We start from the raw sequence: 16,957 nt of genomic DNA, 5'->3' as shown, positions 1-16,957 counted from the left end.
GGTAGTTGCCAACAACCTGAGTGGCAACCCTTGACCCGGCATAAACCCCCGGTCTAGACGAGTCGCCGACCAATGACACCCTGCCACGGCGGGCCAATGTGTGGTTTCATGACGGTCGACCCAGACCTTCCAAGGAGCTGCGGTGCCCCCCAGGACGAATCAACCACCACCCCGTTACACGCATCGATACCAAGACCTGGCGCTGGCAACTCGGGACATTGCCGAGGGGTTGGGAGAACAATGGGTAGCGCCGTTTCTGCGGCGATATGGAGTGATCGAGGTTGATCGGGATAGAATTTATTTTTATCGGCTTCTGGATGAGTTTTTTAGCATCGGCACCCGGTTATGACTGACGATCAGCAACAACCAGGCGCAATGTCACGTCGTGCAACTGACTCAGCGGGCGCTGGACGCAGACCCCTGATCGGTCTGCGCAGAAAGCGGAACATCGAACACTCGATCGAACACCCATTGAAAAACCAGTGCGTAAAAAAAGAAAAATACAAACAACCCCAGATTGGTCACCAGCGCCAACCACAGGCTGATGCCCAACCACGCGGCAATCACCGGGGTAAGAATCAACGTCAAGCCGCCTTCAAATCCCAGAGAATGGAGTAGTCGCCGCTGCCAGTTGCGATAGCGGCTGGGTTGGCGGCGCTCCCACCACTCGAACAGGCCGTTGAAAAGCATGTTCCAGGCCAGCGCGACGGCGGAAATCACCAGCGACAGCAGGGTTGAATAACCCATGCCTTGACCGTAAGTCAGCGCCAGCGCCGGTGCCACGAACAGCACGCCACCGGCTTCGTAGAGGATGGCCTGGAGGATTTTACGGGGCGTACCTTGCATCGCTGGGCTCCTGAGCCGGTTTGGAAGACCCCAGCCTGGCAAGTTGAGCACCCGCGCACAATTGAGCTAAATTGAGCCACGCTCAACCTGAGTAACCTACCCGCCCATGTTCGCCAAACTGCCCCTCACCGCCTTGCGCGGCTTCGAGTCCGCTGCGCGGCTGGGCAGCTTCAAGGCAGCGGCCCAGGAACTGAATGTCAGCCCGGCGGCGATCTCCCACCAGGTCAAAAGCCTTGAAGCCTTCCTTGGCGTGCGGCTGTTCGAGCGCTCCAGCCAAAACGTGCGCCTGAGCGCCGATGGCGAGCGCCTTCACCCTTACATGTACCGCGCCCTGCTTGATATCCAACATGGCCTGCAGGTGCTGTCACCGCCTTGTGCGGCACAGTCTCTGGTGGTGAGCACGACGCCGGCATTCGCCAGCCTGTGGCTGATACCGCGGCTCGGGGATTTTCATCGGTTGTACCCGGAGATCGACGTCAGGCTGCATACCAGCAACGACGTGGTCGACCTGCAGCGTGACGCCAGCATCGACCTGGCGATACGCGCCCTCTTCAGGCCGGACCCACAGCTGTTCGAACAGCCTCTGTTGGATGAGCACTTTGGCGTTTATTGCCGCCCCGGTTGGCAACCACCCGCGGCGGGCTCACCCGTCGAACTGATCGACGTGCCATGGCTGAGCAGCGCAAACGTTGCAGTCGACTGGCCTGCATGGTGCGCCAAGGCCGGCACCCTGGGCTGGCTGGAGAACGCGCGTTTTCGGCGTTATGACGAGGAACAGCACGCCCTGCAGGCGGCGATCGCCGGGCACGGGCTGGTGCTTGCCAGCAATGTGTTGGTTGCTGAGGCTGTTGCGCGTGGGGAGCTGGTTGAATATCGCCCTGAGGTTCGCTTGGCGGGTGCGCGGTATACCGTGGTGTGCGTGCCAGGGCGGGAGCGGCAGGCGGCGGTTCGGGGGTTTAGTGAGTGGTTGTTGGGACGGAGTATTGGTTGAATTAGTTCTGCCTGCGTCCCGACGAATCAAGACGCTTGCAGCCTCGGGTGCGTTGTTAGCCAGTGGTTTAGACTCTGCGAGTTTAGGCATCACGACTTCCTAATCATCGCGCCTGGCCACGCTTCCCAGCCCCAAAAACCACTACGGCTGTAGAAAAAAATACTTGTAAGGCGGCACAACGATAAAACCTTTCCTTTTGTTAGCCCTCAAATTACTCCCGATCATATCATGCATATCCACTAGCACACGCGCCGAACTACCATAGTTCGAATGCCCAAGAAGATCATCAACACCTCCCGCACGAGTTATATCAACAGAGTCAATTCCGGGAAAGAAAAAACCTTCAGAACCACTAAAACCAAGCATTCCTCGATCAGCAAGATAGGTGCTAGAGGAAACCTTGAGCGCCTTATCCTCCGACGACATATAGATTGTCGCGCGGCCAAACTTACTAAACGCGGCCTTATATTTTAGAATAAACGTCTCCCTGGGAAAATCAGGCGCAGCCAGTATGATATTACCCAGTTTCTTATCAAATAGTTTTGGATGAGTAGAATAGAGTCTCGCCAGTGCAGGAATGACTACTTTTGACCCCATGCTATGAGCCAGGACATGAACTCTCTTTCCCTGCGTAGAGGCCACCAGCTTTAACATGAAGGTTTCGAAGTCATCAACGGAGTCCAACGCCCTACCGAAATCGCGATTGTACTTTAACGGATCCCCAATAGAAGGCCAGCTGAACACCACCGGTTGCAAATCAGGATTAATATCATAGGAAACTTGAGCTGCACGCTTCACAGCGTCTTCAAACTTCACATTAAAGCCATGTACGAAAAGCAATACATCACCGCTTTTAAAACCTGTCGTTGACTTGAACTGCTTAAAGAAGTCAGCCTCAGTCAACGTTAGCGACTGGTCATTAAGCAAGGTAATAATCGGATCATCCTGCTCATCCACGACCCCAAACTTCATTAACATCTTAAATGCAGGGCTATGTGAATCTTTAAAGCTTCCTACATCCCGCTTGAAAGGAATCAGAACGGTCTCCTGACCATAAGACAGGGGGTCACCGGACACATTCAACTCAGGTAATAGACTGCCATCCGGCGCTTTTCTTCTATTTGTTGCATAGCTGACCTTCACTGGCGCAAAAACTTCAGTCCTGTATTCCGGCGTGGGATAAGGTAACTGCTCAGAACTGGAAGTTGGAGCCGGATACGAAACTGAAGATGCACACCCGGCAAAAAATAGGCTGAATGATAGAAGCCAGATAACACCTAACAAAGAAAACCTCATTATTTTTCCATCCTTTGATTTTATTTAGCGCAAACAAAAAAAACAGAAAGCAATCCAAATCTCTTTCAGCAAAAAATACTGTCCACCTCAAACCTCACAAAAACAAATAGCATCAATTTGCCATTAGTCAAGAAATTTGATGACGAATATTTTCCAAGACTTGGGTCATGGTTTGGATGCCGTACGGCATTGACCTTGCGTCGAGGTGCGCCGGTCCTGCAAGCAGCGCTGGATGCTGCTACGGCAAGAATTACCGAAACACCCAAAACGTCCGCAGATTCATGGTGGAGCACTGCAGTACGAACTTTAAATTTGATAGGGGCTTTATGGCCTGGATACGTAATGGCGTACCTAAAACGCTCGGAGAAGCCGTCAATGATTGGCTGCAGCGCGATCGCGCCCCCCCTGAACGTCCCATGGGCATCAGGCCCAACACTCTGGATGTTCAAATGGGCGTCCATGTGTACGGCAGGATTAGAATCGGCGACAGGCCACGATTTGAGCTCACCTGTTACCAGCCCGTCTCATAATCGTGGTCTGCCTTCGTTTTTTTTGAATCTGTGGCCGTCCGAGCGTAACTGTCCCCCGTGACGCCTGTAGCGCGGAAGAACAGAGGAAATCGCCAGACCCTTTCCTTCCGCCCGTTTAGGGAAGAGTCGGATTCGCAGCGAAATCCGTAGGGATATTGAGAAAGGAATGCCAAGCATCTACAGCATCATGATGCCGCTGGGCAGCATCCTCCCAAAAAGGACCGGATACCTCTTTCGCAGAAACCAGCATCATCATTTTTATCGTCGCAGCGTCTAGCTCTTTGAGAAGCTCATGGGATGTGGCCCTGAATTCTTCGAACGACGTCATTCCATTTACCTCGGGCGGAGTTCACCGCAATTGAGAAATACATATTTCTCTATGAGTGGAGTCCCCCGGGCGACAGCAATTCCAAAAGGTCGGACCGCCGGTAAATTCATTTCGTAGCCGCCTTTAACCGGCTCCGGGCGACCTATAAGTCGCCCGTCTTCATTATTCCGCCGCCTGCGCACGCAATTATCTTCCAATTACATCCGTGACATCACAACCATCGCGTAACGATGTAGCCAGCAATTTACAAAAATCAGTCAGCACCACCGTGTCTATTGATGATCATCGCGACCGCTTGCACCGGAGAAATCAGAGCTGTGTCTATGCAAAACGTAGCTTCATTCCACGGCTCATATTCGTGATCCAGTACCGACTGCCAGGTGGGTGGCGTCAACCCGGGAATATCAACCCTCCTTGTTTCGACCCGACGCCGATGTTCATCTTTATCGGAGCAAATCACTTGGATGTTTACCAATCGAATACCCGCCTGTGAGGCTATTTCGCTCCACGCAATTCGGCTTTCGAGGACGGGATTGACACAATCAACGATGACTGTGCGACCCAAACGAAGGTTGCTCAGGGCAAGCTCATTGGCGACCATGTAACCACTTCGCCCTACATCTTGCGCAAGAACACCCGAGTTTCGAATCGCCTGTTCAATCGTATCGATCCGCAGGTACACGGCGCCTGTCGTAGCGGCAAGATCATTGGCAATAGTCGTTTTTCCGGTGCCGGGAAGCCCGCTGAAGACGATGAGCATTCCATGTCCTTCTATTAATGAGCTAATCCAGTGTAGGCGGCAGCCGGTTATGCGGCAGCGATTGGTCGATTTCACTCGCTCGCCACGTCGACAGCGGGATCAACATTTCTTTAATGGAGCCAGGAGCACCACGATTTTAAAACTCGTACTGAACGCAATCTTTCACATTCCTTTCACAGCCGAGCGCCTATGGTTATCTCAGCTCCTAGTGAAACCCTTTCAGCCCGGCCTCCCCAGTCGGGCTTTTCTTTGCGTGCCAAAGGTACGCCGACGCCTAGAAACCGTCGACAATCCACGATGTTGAGTTTATCTGTAATCAGCCCCTCCCATAATCGTGGTTTGTCCCCGCTTTCCCGTCCCGTTTCCCCCTGGGGCTAGAGCACTGCCACTTCCAGCTTTGGCCAGTTAAATTTGTAGTTGAGAGGAGGCAGCTCGAAATGCTGGGCCAAATAGAGGGCCAACATCTCCCCTTCTTTTGCATAGGCGGCTGTCTTATCGAGAGTCGGACACCAGCTAACCCAAAGTGTGTCCAAAGGGAAAACGGTTTCGAAAGAGGCGTAATTAAACCGCCAGCCCGCCATATGCCCTGAGACTCCGGGATTCCTTGCGCAGCGCACAAACGCAGCAAGACGCCGCCGTAAATTGTCCGATTCGCCAATAGTCAAGATACCGTGCTCGTCGGAACCGACAGCCCGGCGAATCTCGTGGTCTGCACAGATTATGTAGGCGCCGGGTGCCGCCGGTGCATTGAGGAAATGCTCAGTCAGCCTAAGCCACTCGGGTTCCCAGCCTTGCCAATTATCGACTTTCATCGCTTGCCTCCATTGCTAAGTAGCAGAACGATATCACGACTTGCATGGGCTTGATAAAACGCCAACAGACTGGCCAGGCATCCACCAAGGACAAAAGCCCAGTGGTTGGAGGGGATGGAACTGGGGGACAGACTACGGTTCTAGCCCCTTGCAATCGGCCCGTTTCATATCGTGTCTGTCCCATTTTCCTTCGCACTTCAATGAAGAACCCTGCGGCTCTCCCCAATCCTGATCCTATCGAGCGCCCTGTTTAAAGCATCCAAGGCATCGAGCAGGGCTTTCGCCTCAGCCTCCCGACCATCGCCCCAGAGGCGTTCAGCCATCTTGTTCAGTGCCTGGATAGAGCGCTCAATGTCAGCAGCCGTCGCTGCTTTGCTTTCCTGAAGTTTCTTTGGCATTGATTAACCTTCCTCGGGCCCGTTGTTTCATCAGCTTCGACGCGATTACATCACACGCCAGAACACTACGCAGGTGTCCAGACCCGGCTAACGGCCAACCATTCGCGCTCTCGGTACAAGACTGAGCCACAAGGTTTCGAGCAAAAAAGAAAACTGGGAACACACCACAATTTTGAGCTCACTTGCAATCGGCTCGCCCCACGATCACAGCCTTACGATTTTTCCATACGCAGCTATGCTCCCAGTTCGGAGAGTTGGATAGCTAAGGACCACTCTCACAAGACACCAGCGTTCGTGACCTGTCGTGGTATCGATCATACTGGAGCCTTGGTCTACTCCACCGGTGATCAGGCGTTCAACCATGAGTCAGCTAAGGTTCTTGGAGTCCGAAAAGTAATACCTCCTGGAGATCGCACATATGGAATTGATGAAAGACAAACCTAGAATCGCAATAGTTTCTCTGGACTTGCCTAGCAGAACACAAGGAAGAGATGTAAGTTGGAAATGCTCATTTGCCATTAACAACCCCACATCAGATGGATATCTAGTACAAAAAGTCACCATTACAACAAGAGAATTCTCATTGGTAGACAAAGTTTTTATAGAAAAAACCCCTAACAAAACCATAACCTACTGGGAATCATGGAAAGTTTTCAAGGGGATCAACGCTGCAGGAAACTACAGCGATACGGACTCTTTTTTAGTCCGAGACTTCAATGACATTTATCAATTTCCGTCCGCATCACCTCACACTCGAAAAATAGAATACGTTATTGGCCACCTAGAATTCTATACAGGAAATCTAACTGAAGACTTCAAATCAAGAAACGATCAAACATTCGCTGGCCCAATACCATCCACCACCACCAAGCCCCATGACTGGCCCGAAACGCGCCCCCCATTTCACAACATGTATGTATGCCACCTTGAAAATGACGAAACCATTGTCGCCACATACGCAGAAGAACTAAAGCTTTTTCATTTCAACAGCCTCAACGACATGAAAATAATCTCCGGCTTGCAACCGAAAGACATAATAAGCTACTTCAAAACCTCAAACGGAGACATTGAAAAACTAGAATAGAGGACTAGCCACGCACTAAAAACTAGAACAGACCACGATTTTGAATTCATCTGAATCTCATAATCGTGACCTGTCCCCGTTTTCCCTGTTACCTATCCGCTTTCCGAAAGATCAACAGCGGCGTGCATCAGATTGACACCGCCCCGGTCATCGCCGCTGATTAGCCAGGATCGCATTACTTGGCTTTTGCGCTCTTGATATCACTGATGATTTTCTGAGAAATAGCCTGGACCTGCTCTTGAGTCATAGCCGACATGACACCCTCCCAAGCAGACGAGGACGTGTCATAGGTGCGAGTTCCAATCAGGCGGCCCGATTTCAAGTCCGAGTAGTCTGCACTGGAGTTGACCCACGCATTTCCCACCATGACCCCGGCCCCGTAACGCGCGCCAGGGGTCAGGTAACGGAAATTGGTCACGTTGATCTTGATACCGACACCGTCCTTGCCCTCGAGGCTTGATGCCTGAGCCTCTGTAAGGCTGTAGCCAGCGCGAGTCGCTTCGACGTGCAGGGCCTCATTCCATTCTTGCTTCAAGCGAGGCCAGTCCTCGTTCTGTTGAACCTTGCTATTGCCTTGAAAGTTTACGACCAGGTTCTGCTTGGCTGACTCTTGAATGACGAGCGTTTCAGTCCCACCGCTTTTTACAGAGGCAGCGCATCCGCTCAACATCAAAACAGCTACAGCGCAGGACAGCGTAATCGAAAGCTTGGATGTGCTCATTGAATTTCCATATCCACAAAATCGGTTGAGAGAGGCGTTAAATATCCCGCCGAGCCAGATGGGCCCGCACGCTGGACGCGCAGAATTTAGCACCAATACTTCGCTGCTACGAGGCAAGGACGAGGTCAGCAAAGACTGGCGACAGACCATGGTTTGAGTTCACAGGTCATGGGCTGCCCCCATTTTCTTCCCTACCCCACCCCCCCGGGATGACCAGCATCGGCATCTTGACTGCCAGTATCCAGCTGGATACGGTCCATTCATAAATGATCTCATCCAGCAAATGCAGACGCTCGCTGCTTGGCATTCATCGGTCCGTGATCTGCGAACAAAAATCGCTATCGCCCGCCGCATTGATCGCGCCGCAGCAGGAACCTGGGCGATGTGAAACCTGTCGGTGATGGTATTTCAGAGTTGCGTGTGGATGTAGGCGCTGGCTACCGGGTCTATTTCACCATGCGCGGTGGAGTGGTCATCGTGCTACTGGCGGGTGGTGACAAGTCTTCACAGAGTGCTGATATCCGGCGAGCGAAGAAATTGGCAAAGGAGATTTGAACATGAGCCAACACCTGACGACATTTGACATGGCGGCACTACTCGATAGCGACGAAGCCACCAGTGAATACCTTTCCCAAGTGCTGGCTGACGGTGATAGCGAGGAGTTTCTCCGAGCGATCGGCTATGTCGCCAAGGCCCGCGGCATGGCGCAGATCGCTAAGGACTCTGGCATGGGGCGAGAAAGCTTGTACAAGGCGTTCGCACCCGGATCAAAGCCGAGATTTGATACCGTACTCAAGGTCATTCATGCGCTAGGCATTGATCTTCATGCGCAGCCTGGGCGTGCAGCTAATCATTCACCTGCCTGACGAACGGATTAGACACCGGGACAAACCACGATTTTGAGTTCGCTTGTAAAATCGGTCGGTCTCATAATCGTAGTCTGTCCCTGTTCTCCTCTTATGAAACGGGGCGGCTTATAAGTCGCCCGTCTTCATTATTCCGCCGCCTGCGCCCGCAATCGTCTTCCAATCACATCCATGACATCACAACCATCACGTAACGATGTGGTCAGCAATTTACAAAAATCAGTCAGCACCACAGTGTCTGAGCTGATGTCCGAGCGAAACGCGATATTTTCCAAGACTTGGGTCACCGTGCGGATGCGGTAATCGGCGGTTTCGAAAAGGACGTCCAGAGGCGCTTCGGTGTCGATGAGCAGGGTTGCGGGGATGCAGTCGATGCCGGTGATGGGCATGTATCGGGTCATGAGCAGTACCTTCATTCAATTGATTTAGGAGCAGGAGCTTCTGCGCTTCATTCAATCGAGTCGCCAAACCCGAATCGCCATCTGTGCGACACAAAGACAATAAGTTGCATACCCAAATGCTGCAATGCGCTCGTTTCCGAGGTTTGTGTAGGAATTTGCGTCAATGCCTCTCGCAACGCTCGTTTGAGCCCTCATAGCAGCGCTGCCGCGAGTTCTAAAGATAATTATCTTCTGGTGTGATGCTTCGCTTAGCTCTTGAAAAGCTCATTGCACCGGGTACACCACCCTTCAGCTGCGCTCCGGTTCATTGGAAAACGGAAGGGAGGATGACTTGTATCGGCAACCGTCAAAACCAGTGAGAATTTTATGAATTTACGCCGAAGCTCATCGATAGGAACGCTCATGCCTGCCCCATCGACTATTTGCAGAACCCCGCCCGACACCCGGCTGTCAATCCGTAGCCACTCAAACTGCCAGCCTGTCACCCACGTGAAGTCTCGAATTTGATAGTCGCCGGTGGCGCTTTGGCATTGAGCGAGTTTCTTGTTGGAAAGGTCAAAGACAAAAAATAGGGGGCTTGGATAGCCGAGCAGCCGAGTGTCGTCAAGGTTCAGACTTTCTTTCAGGTTGATGGAGGCTACAAGTGCTTTTGCTCGTCGCTTGCGCCGTATCAAGTGCCATATGGCGAGAAAAAAAATAAAAAAAGAAGCCAGGAAGAGCTGACGTCCTTCGACTGTAAGCTTATCGGGCCAAAACACTATCATGCCCCACAAGAGTCCTATCGTCACAAGCCCCGATAACCAAGCGGCCGGGATCACTATACTGTCAGCGAGGCTAGCTCCGAGCGCCCTCAAACAGCGTGTCATAACTGTATCCAATATCATTTATAGAAGAGCTCGTAGACTATCACTTACAGGGCGCTAACTTATAGGACTTGGCCCGCAAGGCGCGGGTACCAAAATAAATCTGAGAATTTTTTCATCCTTTTTTCCCTTCTCATTCGACTTGACCAGCAAACGAAGCAGTGAGCACCGGCAGAGAACGGCCAGAAGTGAACGCCTGACATGCCCCCGCCCTTCACATCGCCCTGGAAGAGATCGGACGTGCCAACCCAAAACGTGCCTTGAGCAAACGCGGCTAGGCGCGTTCACGGCGCTGTAGTCGACTCTATTGCCGACCGTACTTCCAGGAGCCTTTTCCCAGTGTCTGACATGGCGCCCAACTTCGCTTACACAAAACGCTTCAACGCCGTCCTCGCCTACATTAATGAGAATCTCGAAGATGATCTGTCGGTGAATACGTTGAGCCATGTGGCGAACTTTTCGGCATTTCACTTCCATCGACAATTCACCGCGTTCGTAGGCGTGCCTGTTTCACGTTATGTGCAACTGATGCGATTACGACGCGCGGCGCATCGCCTTGCCGCCACCGCTGATCACTCGGTACTGGAGGCCGCACTCGGTGCCGGCTTCGAAAGTCCGGAGGCTTTTTGCAGGGCGTTCAGGCGGGCGTTCGGTATGACGCCGAGTGCGTTCAGGAAAGAGCCGAACTGGCAGGTCTGGAATGCGGTGTTCGCAATCCCTCATTTTTCCAGGACTATCATCATGCAAATACGAATCGTGCAATTCCCTGAAGTCAGGGTCGCAGCATTTGAACACTGTGGGCCCGCCGGGCTCGTCAATGAGAGCGTGCGTAAGTTCATCGAGTGGCGTAAGCAGAGCGGACAGTCGCCGGTGGCGTCGAGTCGCAGCTTTGGCATTCCCTATGGCAACCCCGACACGACACCTGCGCAAGCATTCCGCTTCGCAATCTGCGGCGAGATTCACGAGGCCGTGGCGCCGAATGAGTTCGGCGTGCGCGAAATCGTCATTCCCGGCGGTCGCTGTGTCGTGGTGCGACATGAGGGGTCACCGGATCACATCGGCGAAACGATCTATCCGATTTACCGCGATTGGCTTCCTGGCAGTGGAGAGGAACTTCGTGACCAGCCGCTGTTCTTCCATTACTTGAGCATCTATCCCGAGACACCGCAGGATCACTGGCAAACTGATGTGTATGTTCCGCTGCAATAGCGGAGCAAGCAGTTTTCGACCCTGAACTGACGTCGATGAATGTCCGGTCAGGGTTGTGGATTCAACCGGTCGACGCAACACAGCTGAGAGGCACCCGCTTACATCCATCAACTGTAAACAGCTGGTCTGCGCGATGCTCGTTTTGCTCGTCAGTTCATCCAGGTAGCTGTGCCTGTGCCGAGATCAGTAGGGGCCATCGTCCTTTCAGAATAAAAGTGGCCTGCATGGCCCGGGCACTGCTCGAACCAAACAACACACAAGTGTTGTATTAACACAGAAATGTTGTAGAGTGGACTCATCCAAACAACCAAGCGAAGTGATGAAGCTCAGCGAGCTCAGACGATGGTTGAAGACCCAAAGGATGGCCTTCGAAGCAGGCAAAGGAAGCCACTTCAAAGTCCCCCCACGGCAACAAGGCTACCTCGCGGATCACAGTTCCAAGGAAAAGCCGGAACCGACCGGTAAGGCGATCATTAAACAACTGGGCTCTGAAGAGCCCTTTCACCACGCCTGAGCACTGGACTATCACCTCCAAGGAGTGACGATGTACGACTATCCAATCCGATTCGAACAGGACGTTAGCGCCCCAGGCGTTGCCGTGTTCTGCCGCGACCTGCCAGAGCTGAACAGCTACGGCGATGATCGGAAGCACGCTATCCGCGAAGCCCTGGACGGGATTGAATCCACCCTCTCCATCTACGTCGATGAGCGCCGCTCGATTCCGCCGGCATCCGCCCCGCTGGAAGGCGAACACGTTGTTCATCTACCTGCGGTGACCGTGGCGAAGATCGCGCTTTGGAACACCATGATGGAGCGAGATATGCGAAAGGCCGACTTGTGCCGACTGCTCGGTGTGCATCAGGCCCAAGGCGATCGCTTGGTCGACTTTCTTCACACCTCCAAAATGGATCAGGTCGAGCGCGCCCTGGATGCTCTTGAACTCTACGTTGATGTCAAGGTAATGAGCCAAAACCCAACCAAATTGTTGATTCGCCAAATTCAAGAGCCGACGGCCACCCGTTACCTCGTGCATCTTGCAAATAAAGGCTTGGATGAATTGAGCCTGCCAATTGGACTGGCACAGGAGTACGCCGCCGTTCCACCAAAGCTCGCAACCGTAGTTCTAGACGGTGACGACGATAAGTTCTGGTGGCTCAGTGAAAGTTCTGAACGCCTCAGCAACTTTGGCTGGGACGCTTTTAGCCTTGCGAGACTGAAACATGAAGACCTGGGCCCTACTCATGACGAGGATTTGAAGCAACAAAAAACCCAGCGTGGCTGAAAACGAAAAGGCCCCGATTACTGTCGAGGCGGCGCCTATGCCTCTCGTTATCCGCCGCAACGCAAAAGCCCCGATCCAAGTCGGGGCTTTCTCGTTTCTGCCAGACGCAAAACCCGCTCAATGGCGGGCTGTGCCTATCAGTTTTTGCAGACCACCTGCGGAGGCGCAGCAGGCGTCAGCTTTTGGGGAATCACAATCGAAGTGCCAGGCAAAGTGGTAACTTCAAGAACCGCCAACATGCAAATCAGCGCTGGCTCGCCATCTTTGCTTGGTCTGCCATCCACCCCTACCACTGCTTCGTAGTCTTTCCCGGGTTCCAGCTTGTAAACGAGCGCCTGGCCACCACAGGTCCGGTAAGAGCTGCCATTGCCCGCAATGGTCGCGCCTAGGGTTGCAATTTGGAATGGCAGATCCGTCCTGACGCGATACTCGGTCACGACCTCTTTGTAAGCCCCTTCCCCCATCCGAATTGCAGGGATGTACTGGATAAGACTGGGCCAAACTCTTTTCGGTATGCCAATGCTCGCCGACTTCAGGGGATACTGCGGATAATTGATGCTCGCCGTACCGTCCTGCCCGAAACGTCCGGCTTCTGCCATCTTATGCCGGGTAGCAGGAGCACAACTGCCGACGATGCTATCTCCATACACATCGGAGTTCGTGATAACGCGAACGCGCGCCACGCCCTCTGATTGAGCAGGCTCTTCGTATGGAACTGAAGGTATTCCAGAGCAACCAGCAAGTGCTAAAGCAAGAAGAGTGACGGAAGTGACAACCCGCATGACCATGTCCTTATGTGTACGCCAACAAAAAAGGGCCAACCTCTCGGTTGACCCTTCTAGACCGCCCAGCAGAGCGGATTTTGTTTGGTAGGCGCGATTGGACTCGAACCAACGACCCCCACCATGTCAAGGTGGTGCTCTAACCAACTGAGCTACGTGCCTGCTGTGAGGCGGCATTCTACGGAATTCCGGAGGGGTGTCAACACCTTTTTTTCACCTAACCCTATGAATATGCAAAATATTTAATTTCGCCGATGCGACGAAGACTTGGCGGTGGCTGGCGGCCGATTTTTATCTCGGGTAGGATCGCTGCATTCGTAAAAAATATAAAACAGAGGTTGCAGAATGGCGAACACATCCTATCCAGCGTCCTATTACGCCGCGTCGGCCAACCCCACTCCTCCGCGCCCTACCCTGCAGGATGACGTCGAGACGGATGTGTGCGTGATCGGCGCTGGTTACACCGGCCTGTCCTCTGCACTGTTTTTGCTGGAGAACGGTTTCAAAGTCACCGTGCTTGAGGCGGCGAAGGTCGGCTTTGGGGCTTCGGGTCGCAACGGCGGGCAGATCGTTAACAGTTATAGCCGCGATATTGATGTGATCGAACGCAGCGTTGGCCCTCAGCAGGCTCAGTTGCTGGGCAACATGGCGTTCGAGGGTGGGCGGATCATTCGTGAGCGGGTGGCGAAGTATCAGATTCAGTGTGATTTGAAGGACGGCGGCGTATTCGCCGCCCTCACCGCTAAACAGATGGGTCACCTGGAGTCGCAGAAGCGTTTATGGGAGCGTTTCGGGCATACCCAGTTGGAGTTGCTGGATCAGCGGCGTATTCGCGAGGTGGTGGCTTGCGAGGAGTATGTGGGCGGCATGCTCGATATGAGCGGCGGGCATATTCATCCGCTCAACCTGGCGCTGGGCGAAGCGGCGGCGGTGGAGTCCCTGGGTGGGGTGATTTATGAGCAATCGCCAGCGGTGCGCATCGAGCGTGGTGCCAGCCCGGTTGTGCATACGCCACAGGGCAAGGTCAGGGCCAAGTTCATTATCGTGGCGGGCAATGCTTACCTGGGCAATCTGGTGCCGGAGTTGGCGGCCAAGTCCATGCCTTGCGGCACGCAGGTGATCGCCACCGAGCCGTTGGGCGATGAACTGGCTCATAGCCTGCTGCCCCAGGATTATTGCGTCGAAGATTGCAACTACCTGCTCGATTACTACCGCCTGACCGGCGACAAGCGCCTGATCTTCGGGGGCGGCGTGGTATATGGCGCGAGGGATCCGGCGAACATTGAGGCGATCATTCGGCCGAAGATGCTCAAGGCCTTCCCGCAGCTCAAGGATGTGAAGATCGATTACGCCTGGACCGGAAATTTCCTGCTGACGCTGTCGCGTCTTCCACAGGTCGGGCGACTGGGGGATAACATTTATTATTCCCAGGGCTGCAGCGGCCACGGCGTGACGTATACGCATCTGGCGGGCAAGGTTCTGGCGGAAGCGCTACGGGGTCAGGCTGAGCGCTTTGATGCGTTTGCCGACCTGCCCCACTACCCTTTCCCCGGTGGGCAGTTGTTGCGTACGCCGTTCGCGGCAATGGGGGCTTGGTATTACGGGTTGCGGGATAAATTGGGGTTCTGAAGCCACCAACACCAAGGGCTGCTTCACGCCCTGAGCTCTTCCGTCAACATGCTTTCGTTGCCTCCGGTGCTCTTATCAAAGGCGAGTCGTGGCGGGCCAAGGCTTGTAAATAGACGCTCTCGTCATACTGGGATCCAGCATTCCAGCACCGATAAACGATCCTGATCCATTTAAAAGCCAGTGCCCTCAGGGCTGCTTGATGAGAGCAGCCTTTGGCCTTCTGTTGGCGATAGTACGCCCCTGCCCATACCGATTGATTGATGCTGTGGGCAGCCCACTCGACAAATGTCTGGCGCAAAAAGGTTGAACATTGATAGCGCCAGCGAACGATTTTCTTCTTGCCACTGCGCTCGGTAACCGGAGCGATCCCGGCATATCGCTGCATAGCACCAGCATCCTTGAAGCGATCACGTTGCTCACCAAAAGCTACCATTAGCCGTGGTGCAAGCTGTTGCCCGGCTCCAGGCAAGGATTTGAAGAGGCTGTAATCGGCCAGGGTATTGGCCGTTTCTTCGATCGCCGCATCAAACTGCTTGATCGCCACCAGCATCCCACTCAGTTGCGATGCCAGGGTCCGCACATACAGCGCTGAAGGGTTAACAATCCCCGGATCCTCTGTCAGCGGCGTGGCCTTGAGGATCAAGGCCAGACGCTGCTGATTGAGTTCTGCATGGCGAACATTATGCGCGTTAAGAAACTTCAAAACGCTTGTAGGCCGAGCACGTTTAAGTGTTTCCAACGTCGACCAGCGCTCCAGGAAATCACAGAACACCTGTGTGTCATGATCGTGGAACAACTCCAGCGCCAACGGATAGTACTGCTTGAGCATGCAAACCAACCGATTACTGATTCTTACCCGCTCATCAACCAAGGTTCTCCGATGTTCAGTCAAGCTAGCCAGAGAACGTATGGCAGGACTTTGTTTCTCCTGCTGGGGAAATCTGTCGGGATGCTTGAGCAATAGCTCAAGTGCCCACTGGGCATCGCTCGGATCGTCCTTCGCACCGCTGGGAACGAAGGCCTTACGCTGCTTGGCTAAGGTGGCGGGGTTGATCGGGAACAAACAAAAAAAATCATATTTTTGCAGGGCCGCTATCAACGGTCCTTTGTCTAACTCCACGGCAATGGCGATAGGACCGCCATAACGCTGATACAGCGCATGAGCCCATTGATCAATAGCTTCGGGGTTGTGTCGGATGACCGAGAAGCACCGCTGGGCTTGCCCAGCAACCTGCAAACAGACGTCATGTTTGGTATCGGCCCAATCAATTCCGATATAAGCAGTGAATTTCTGAGACAAGAGCGTTTGCATCGCACACCTCCACAGACGCTAAAGTACATGCAGGAACATGCATGCTTGCGTCCAGCGAAGGCGATATAGAGAGCCGTGCCCGGCTTTCCCTGAGTGTTCGTTAGAGGGCGCAAGCGCACCTGCTGGGCTCGAAGGTGAAGCAGTAATCATCGAGATGCGTTGCAGCCCTATTCGTAGCTCGCAGGTGCATGTTCCTTCCTCGCAACAACCGGACTCCAGCGAGTATCAGTATGGGGGAGCAAGGAACGGACTACCTATATCGCAGCCCAGCGGGAGCAAGCTCCCTCGCCACAGCATCCAACATATGGATTGCAGTACACCAAAAACAAAAAACCCCGGTCTTTCGACCAGGGTCTTTGCTATCGATTAGAAGTAGCTTTGCAGCTTTCTTCTTAGCTTCAAGGCGTTCAGTGGGCCTCAAAGCAGATATGGCGCAGCGGACGGGACTCGAACCCGCGACCCCCGGCGTGACAGGCCGGTATTCTAACCGACTGAACTACCGCTGCGTATCGCTATGGACTTGCGTCCAGTTAACTCGTCTGACCCAACCCCTTTGAGCTTGGATCTCGAACCAGGCGAACCTGCTTCGGAAAATATGGCGCAGCGGACGGGACTCGAACCCGCGACCCCCGGCGTGACAGGCCGGTATTCTAACCGACTGAACTACCGCTGCGCGTCGGTGGAGGCTTTTGACAGCTTCCGTCTTGCTTTCGCAAAACTCTCGTAAAACATGGTGGGTGATGACGGGATCGAACCGCCGACATTCTGCTTGTAAGGCAGACGCTCTCCCAGCTGAGCTAATCACCCTTTGCTTCGTTGAGGCCGCGAAATTTACGCAGGTACCGAA

General features: G+C 53.6%; 16 protein-coding genes, 4 tRNA genes and 3 pseudogenes. 8 read left to right on the top strand and 15 right to left on the bottom strand.

All coding sequences use genetic code 11. From position 1 onward, the window contains the following. Positions 1-396: 396 nt before the first annotated feature. Positions 397-846 (bottom strand): PACE efflux transporter, encoded by a 450-nt coding sequence (locus TK06_RS00510; protein WP_063320335.1) that lies wholly within the window; start codon positions 844-846, stop codon positions 397-399. A gap of 106 nt (positions 847-952) precedes the next feature. On the opposite strand from TK06_RS00510, the gene TK06_RS00505 reads away from it, so the two are divergent. Then, on the top strand, positions 953-1,837 hold the full coding sequence (locus tag TK06_RS00505; protein WP_063320334.1) for a LysR substrate-binding domain-containing protein: 885 nt from the start codon (positions 953-955) through the stop codon (positions 1,835-1,837). A 141-nt stretch (positions 1,838-1,978) separates the two neighbouring features. Here TK06_RS00505 and TK06_RS00500 read toward each other — a convergent pair whose 3' ends face one another. After that, positions 1,979-3,133: an alpha/beta hydrolase gene (locus TK06_RS00500; RefSeq protein ID WP_063320333.1), complete on the bottom strand. Its 1,155-nt coding sequence runs from the start codon at positions 3,131-3,133 to the stop codon at positions 1,979-1,981. A gap of 188 nt (positions 3,134-3,321) precedes the next feature. Here TK06_RS00500 and TK06_RS32835 point away from each other — a divergent pair. Further along, positions 3,322-3,528, top strand: a pseudogene (locus tag TK06_RS32835) (DUF6434 domain-containing protein); the annotation flags it as partial. 250 nt (positions 3,529-3,778) lie between these two features. Here TK06_RS32835 and TK06_RS00490 read toward each other — a convergent pair. From TK06_RS00490 to TK06_RS00475, 4 genes are all read right to left on the bottom strand, one after another. Next, positions 3,779-3,991 (bottom strand): hypothetical protein, encoded by a 213-nt coding sequence (locus TK06_RS00490; protein WP_063320332.1) that lies wholly within the window; start codon positions 3,989-3,991, stop codon positions 3,779-3,781. Positions 3,992-4,244: 253 nt separating this feature from the next. Continuing rightward, complete coding sequence (locus TK06_RS00485; protein WP_063320331.1) at positions 4,245-4,751, bottom strand: AAA family ATPase; 507 nt, start codon at positions 4,749-4,751, stop codon at positions 4,245-4,247. A 374-nt stretch (positions 4,752-5,125) separates the two neighbouring features. Next, positions 5,126-5,563 (bottom strand): hypothetical protein, encoded by a 438-nt coding sequence (locus TK06_RS00480; RefSeq protein WP_063320330.1) that lies wholly within the window; start codon positions 5,561-5,563, stop codon positions 5,126-5,128. A 197-nt stretch (positions 5,564-5,760) separates the two neighbouring features. Continuing rightward, positions 5,761-5,961, bottom strand: a complete 201-nt coding sequence (locus TK06_RS00475) for a hypothetical protein (protein WP_013693816.1) — start codon at positions 5,959-5,961, stop codon at positions 5,761-5,763. 418 nt (positions 5,962-6,379) lie between these two features. Between TK06_RS00475 and TK06_RS32350 the strand changes: the two genes are divergently transcribed. Further along, entirely contained in the window at positions 6,380-7,045 is a 666-nt protein-coding gene (locus TK06_RS32350) for a hypothetical protein (protein ID WP_153044814.1), read from the top strand. Positions 7,046-7,220: 175 nt separating this feature from the next. Here the strand turns inward: TK06_RS32350 and TK06_RS00470 are convergent, their stop codons facing one another. Next, a complete protein-coding gene (locus tag TK06_RS00470) occupies positions 7,221-7,766 on the bottom strand; it encodes a DUF4410 domain-containing protein (protein WP_063320329.1) in 546 nt (181 codons plus the stop codon). Between the two features lie 283 nt (positions 7,767-8,049). Between TK06_RS00470 and TK06_RS31390 the strand changes: the two are divergent. Further along, positions 8,050-8,321 (top strand): annotated as a pseudogene (locus tag TK06_RS31390) (type II toxin-antitoxin system RelE/ParE family toxin). Between the two features lie 2 nt (positions 8,322-8,323). After that, positions 8,324-8,632, top strand: coding sequence for an addiction module antidote protein (locus TK06_RS00460; protein ID WP_063320328.1), 309 nt, complete (start codon positions 8,324-8,326; stop codon positions 8,630-8,632). Between the two features lie 128 nt (positions 8,633-8,760). Here the strand turns inward: TK06_RS00460 and TK06_RS00455 are convergent, their stop codons facing one another. Beyond that, positions 8,761-9,033 carry a hypothetical protein gene (locus tag TK06_RS00455; protein ID WP_003203821.1) on the bottom strand — a complete coding sequence of 91 codons (273 nt, stop codon included), beginning with the start codon at positions 9,031-9,033 and terminating at the stop codon, positions 8,761-8,763. 248 nt (positions 9,034-9,281) lie between these two features. After that, entirely contained in the window at positions 9,282-9,797 is a 516-nt protein-coding gene (locus tag TK06_RS00450) for a hypothetical protein (RefSeq protein ID WP_238992574.1), read from the bottom strand. Positions 9,798-10,244: 447 nt separating this feature from the next. On the opposite strand from TK06_RS00450, the gene TK06_RS00445 reads away from it, so the two are divergent. Together TK06_RS00445 and TK06_RS00435 are read left to right on the top strand one after the other, a co-directional pair. Then, on the top strand, positions 10,245-11,105 hold the full coding sequence (locus TK06_RS00445; protein ID WP_219737616.1) for an AraC family transcriptional regulator: 861 nt from the start codon (positions 10,245-10,247) through the stop codon (positions 11,103-11,105). A 544-nt stretch (positions 11,106-11,649) separates the two neighbouring features. After that, positions 11,650-12,066: pseudogene (locus tag TK06_RS00435) on the top strand (type II toxin-antitoxin system HicB family antitoxin); the annotation flags it as partial. A gap of 458 nt (positions 12,067-12,524) precedes the next feature. Here TK06_RS00435 and TK06_RS00430 read toward each other — a convergent pair. Together TK06_RS00430 and TK06_RS00425 are read right to left on the bottom strand one after the other, a co-directional pair. Further along, positions 12,525-13,169, bottom strand: a complete 645-nt coding sequence (locus tag TK06_RS00430; protein WP_063320324.1) for a hypothetical protein — start codon at positions 13,167-13,169, stop codon at positions 12,525-12,527. Positions 13,170-13,254: 85 nt separating this feature from the next. Then, a tRNA-Val gene (locus TK06_RS00425) sits at positions 13,255-13,331 on the bottom strand. Positions 13,332-13,514: 183 nt separating this feature from the next. Here TK06_RS00425 and TK06_RS00420 point away from each other — a divergent pair. Continuing rightward, positions 13,515-14,798, top strand: a complete 1,284-nt coding sequence (locus TK06_RS00420) for an NAD(P)/FAD-dependent oxidoreductase (RefSeq protein WP_063320323.1) — start codon at positions 13,515-13,517, stop codon at positions 14,796-14,798. A 43-nt stretch (positions 14,799-14,841) separates the two neighbouring features. Here the strand turns inward: TK06_RS00420 and TK06_RS00415 are convergent, their stop codons facing one another. The 4 genes from TK06_RS00415 to TK06_RS00400 form a co-directional block, all read right to left on the bottom strand. Beyond that, entirely contained in the window at positions 14,842-16,110 is a 1,269-nt protein-coding gene (locus TK06_RS00415) for an IS110 family transposase (protein WP_063320322.1), read from the bottom strand. Positions 16,111-16,539: 429 nt separating this feature from the next. Next, a tRNA-Asp gene (locus TK06_RS00410) sits at positions 16,540-16,616 on the bottom strand. A gap of 90 nt (positions 16,617-16,706) precedes the next feature. Continuing rightward, a tRNA-Asp gene (locus TK06_RS00405) sits at positions 16,707-16,783 on the bottom strand. Positions 16,784-16,841: 58 nt separating this feature from the next. After that, positions 16,842-16,917, bottom strand: a tRNA-Val gene (locus TK06_RS00400). Positions 16,918-16,957: the final 40 nt, after the last annotated feature.

This window comes from Pseudomonas fluorescens, assembly GCF_001623525.1.
Lineage (GTDB): Bacteria > Pseudomonadota > Gammaproteobacteria > Pseudomonadales > Pseudomonadaceae > Aquipseudomonas > Aquipseudomonas fluorescens_Q.
This window is presented reverse-complemented; position numbering and strand designations above follow the sequence as displayed.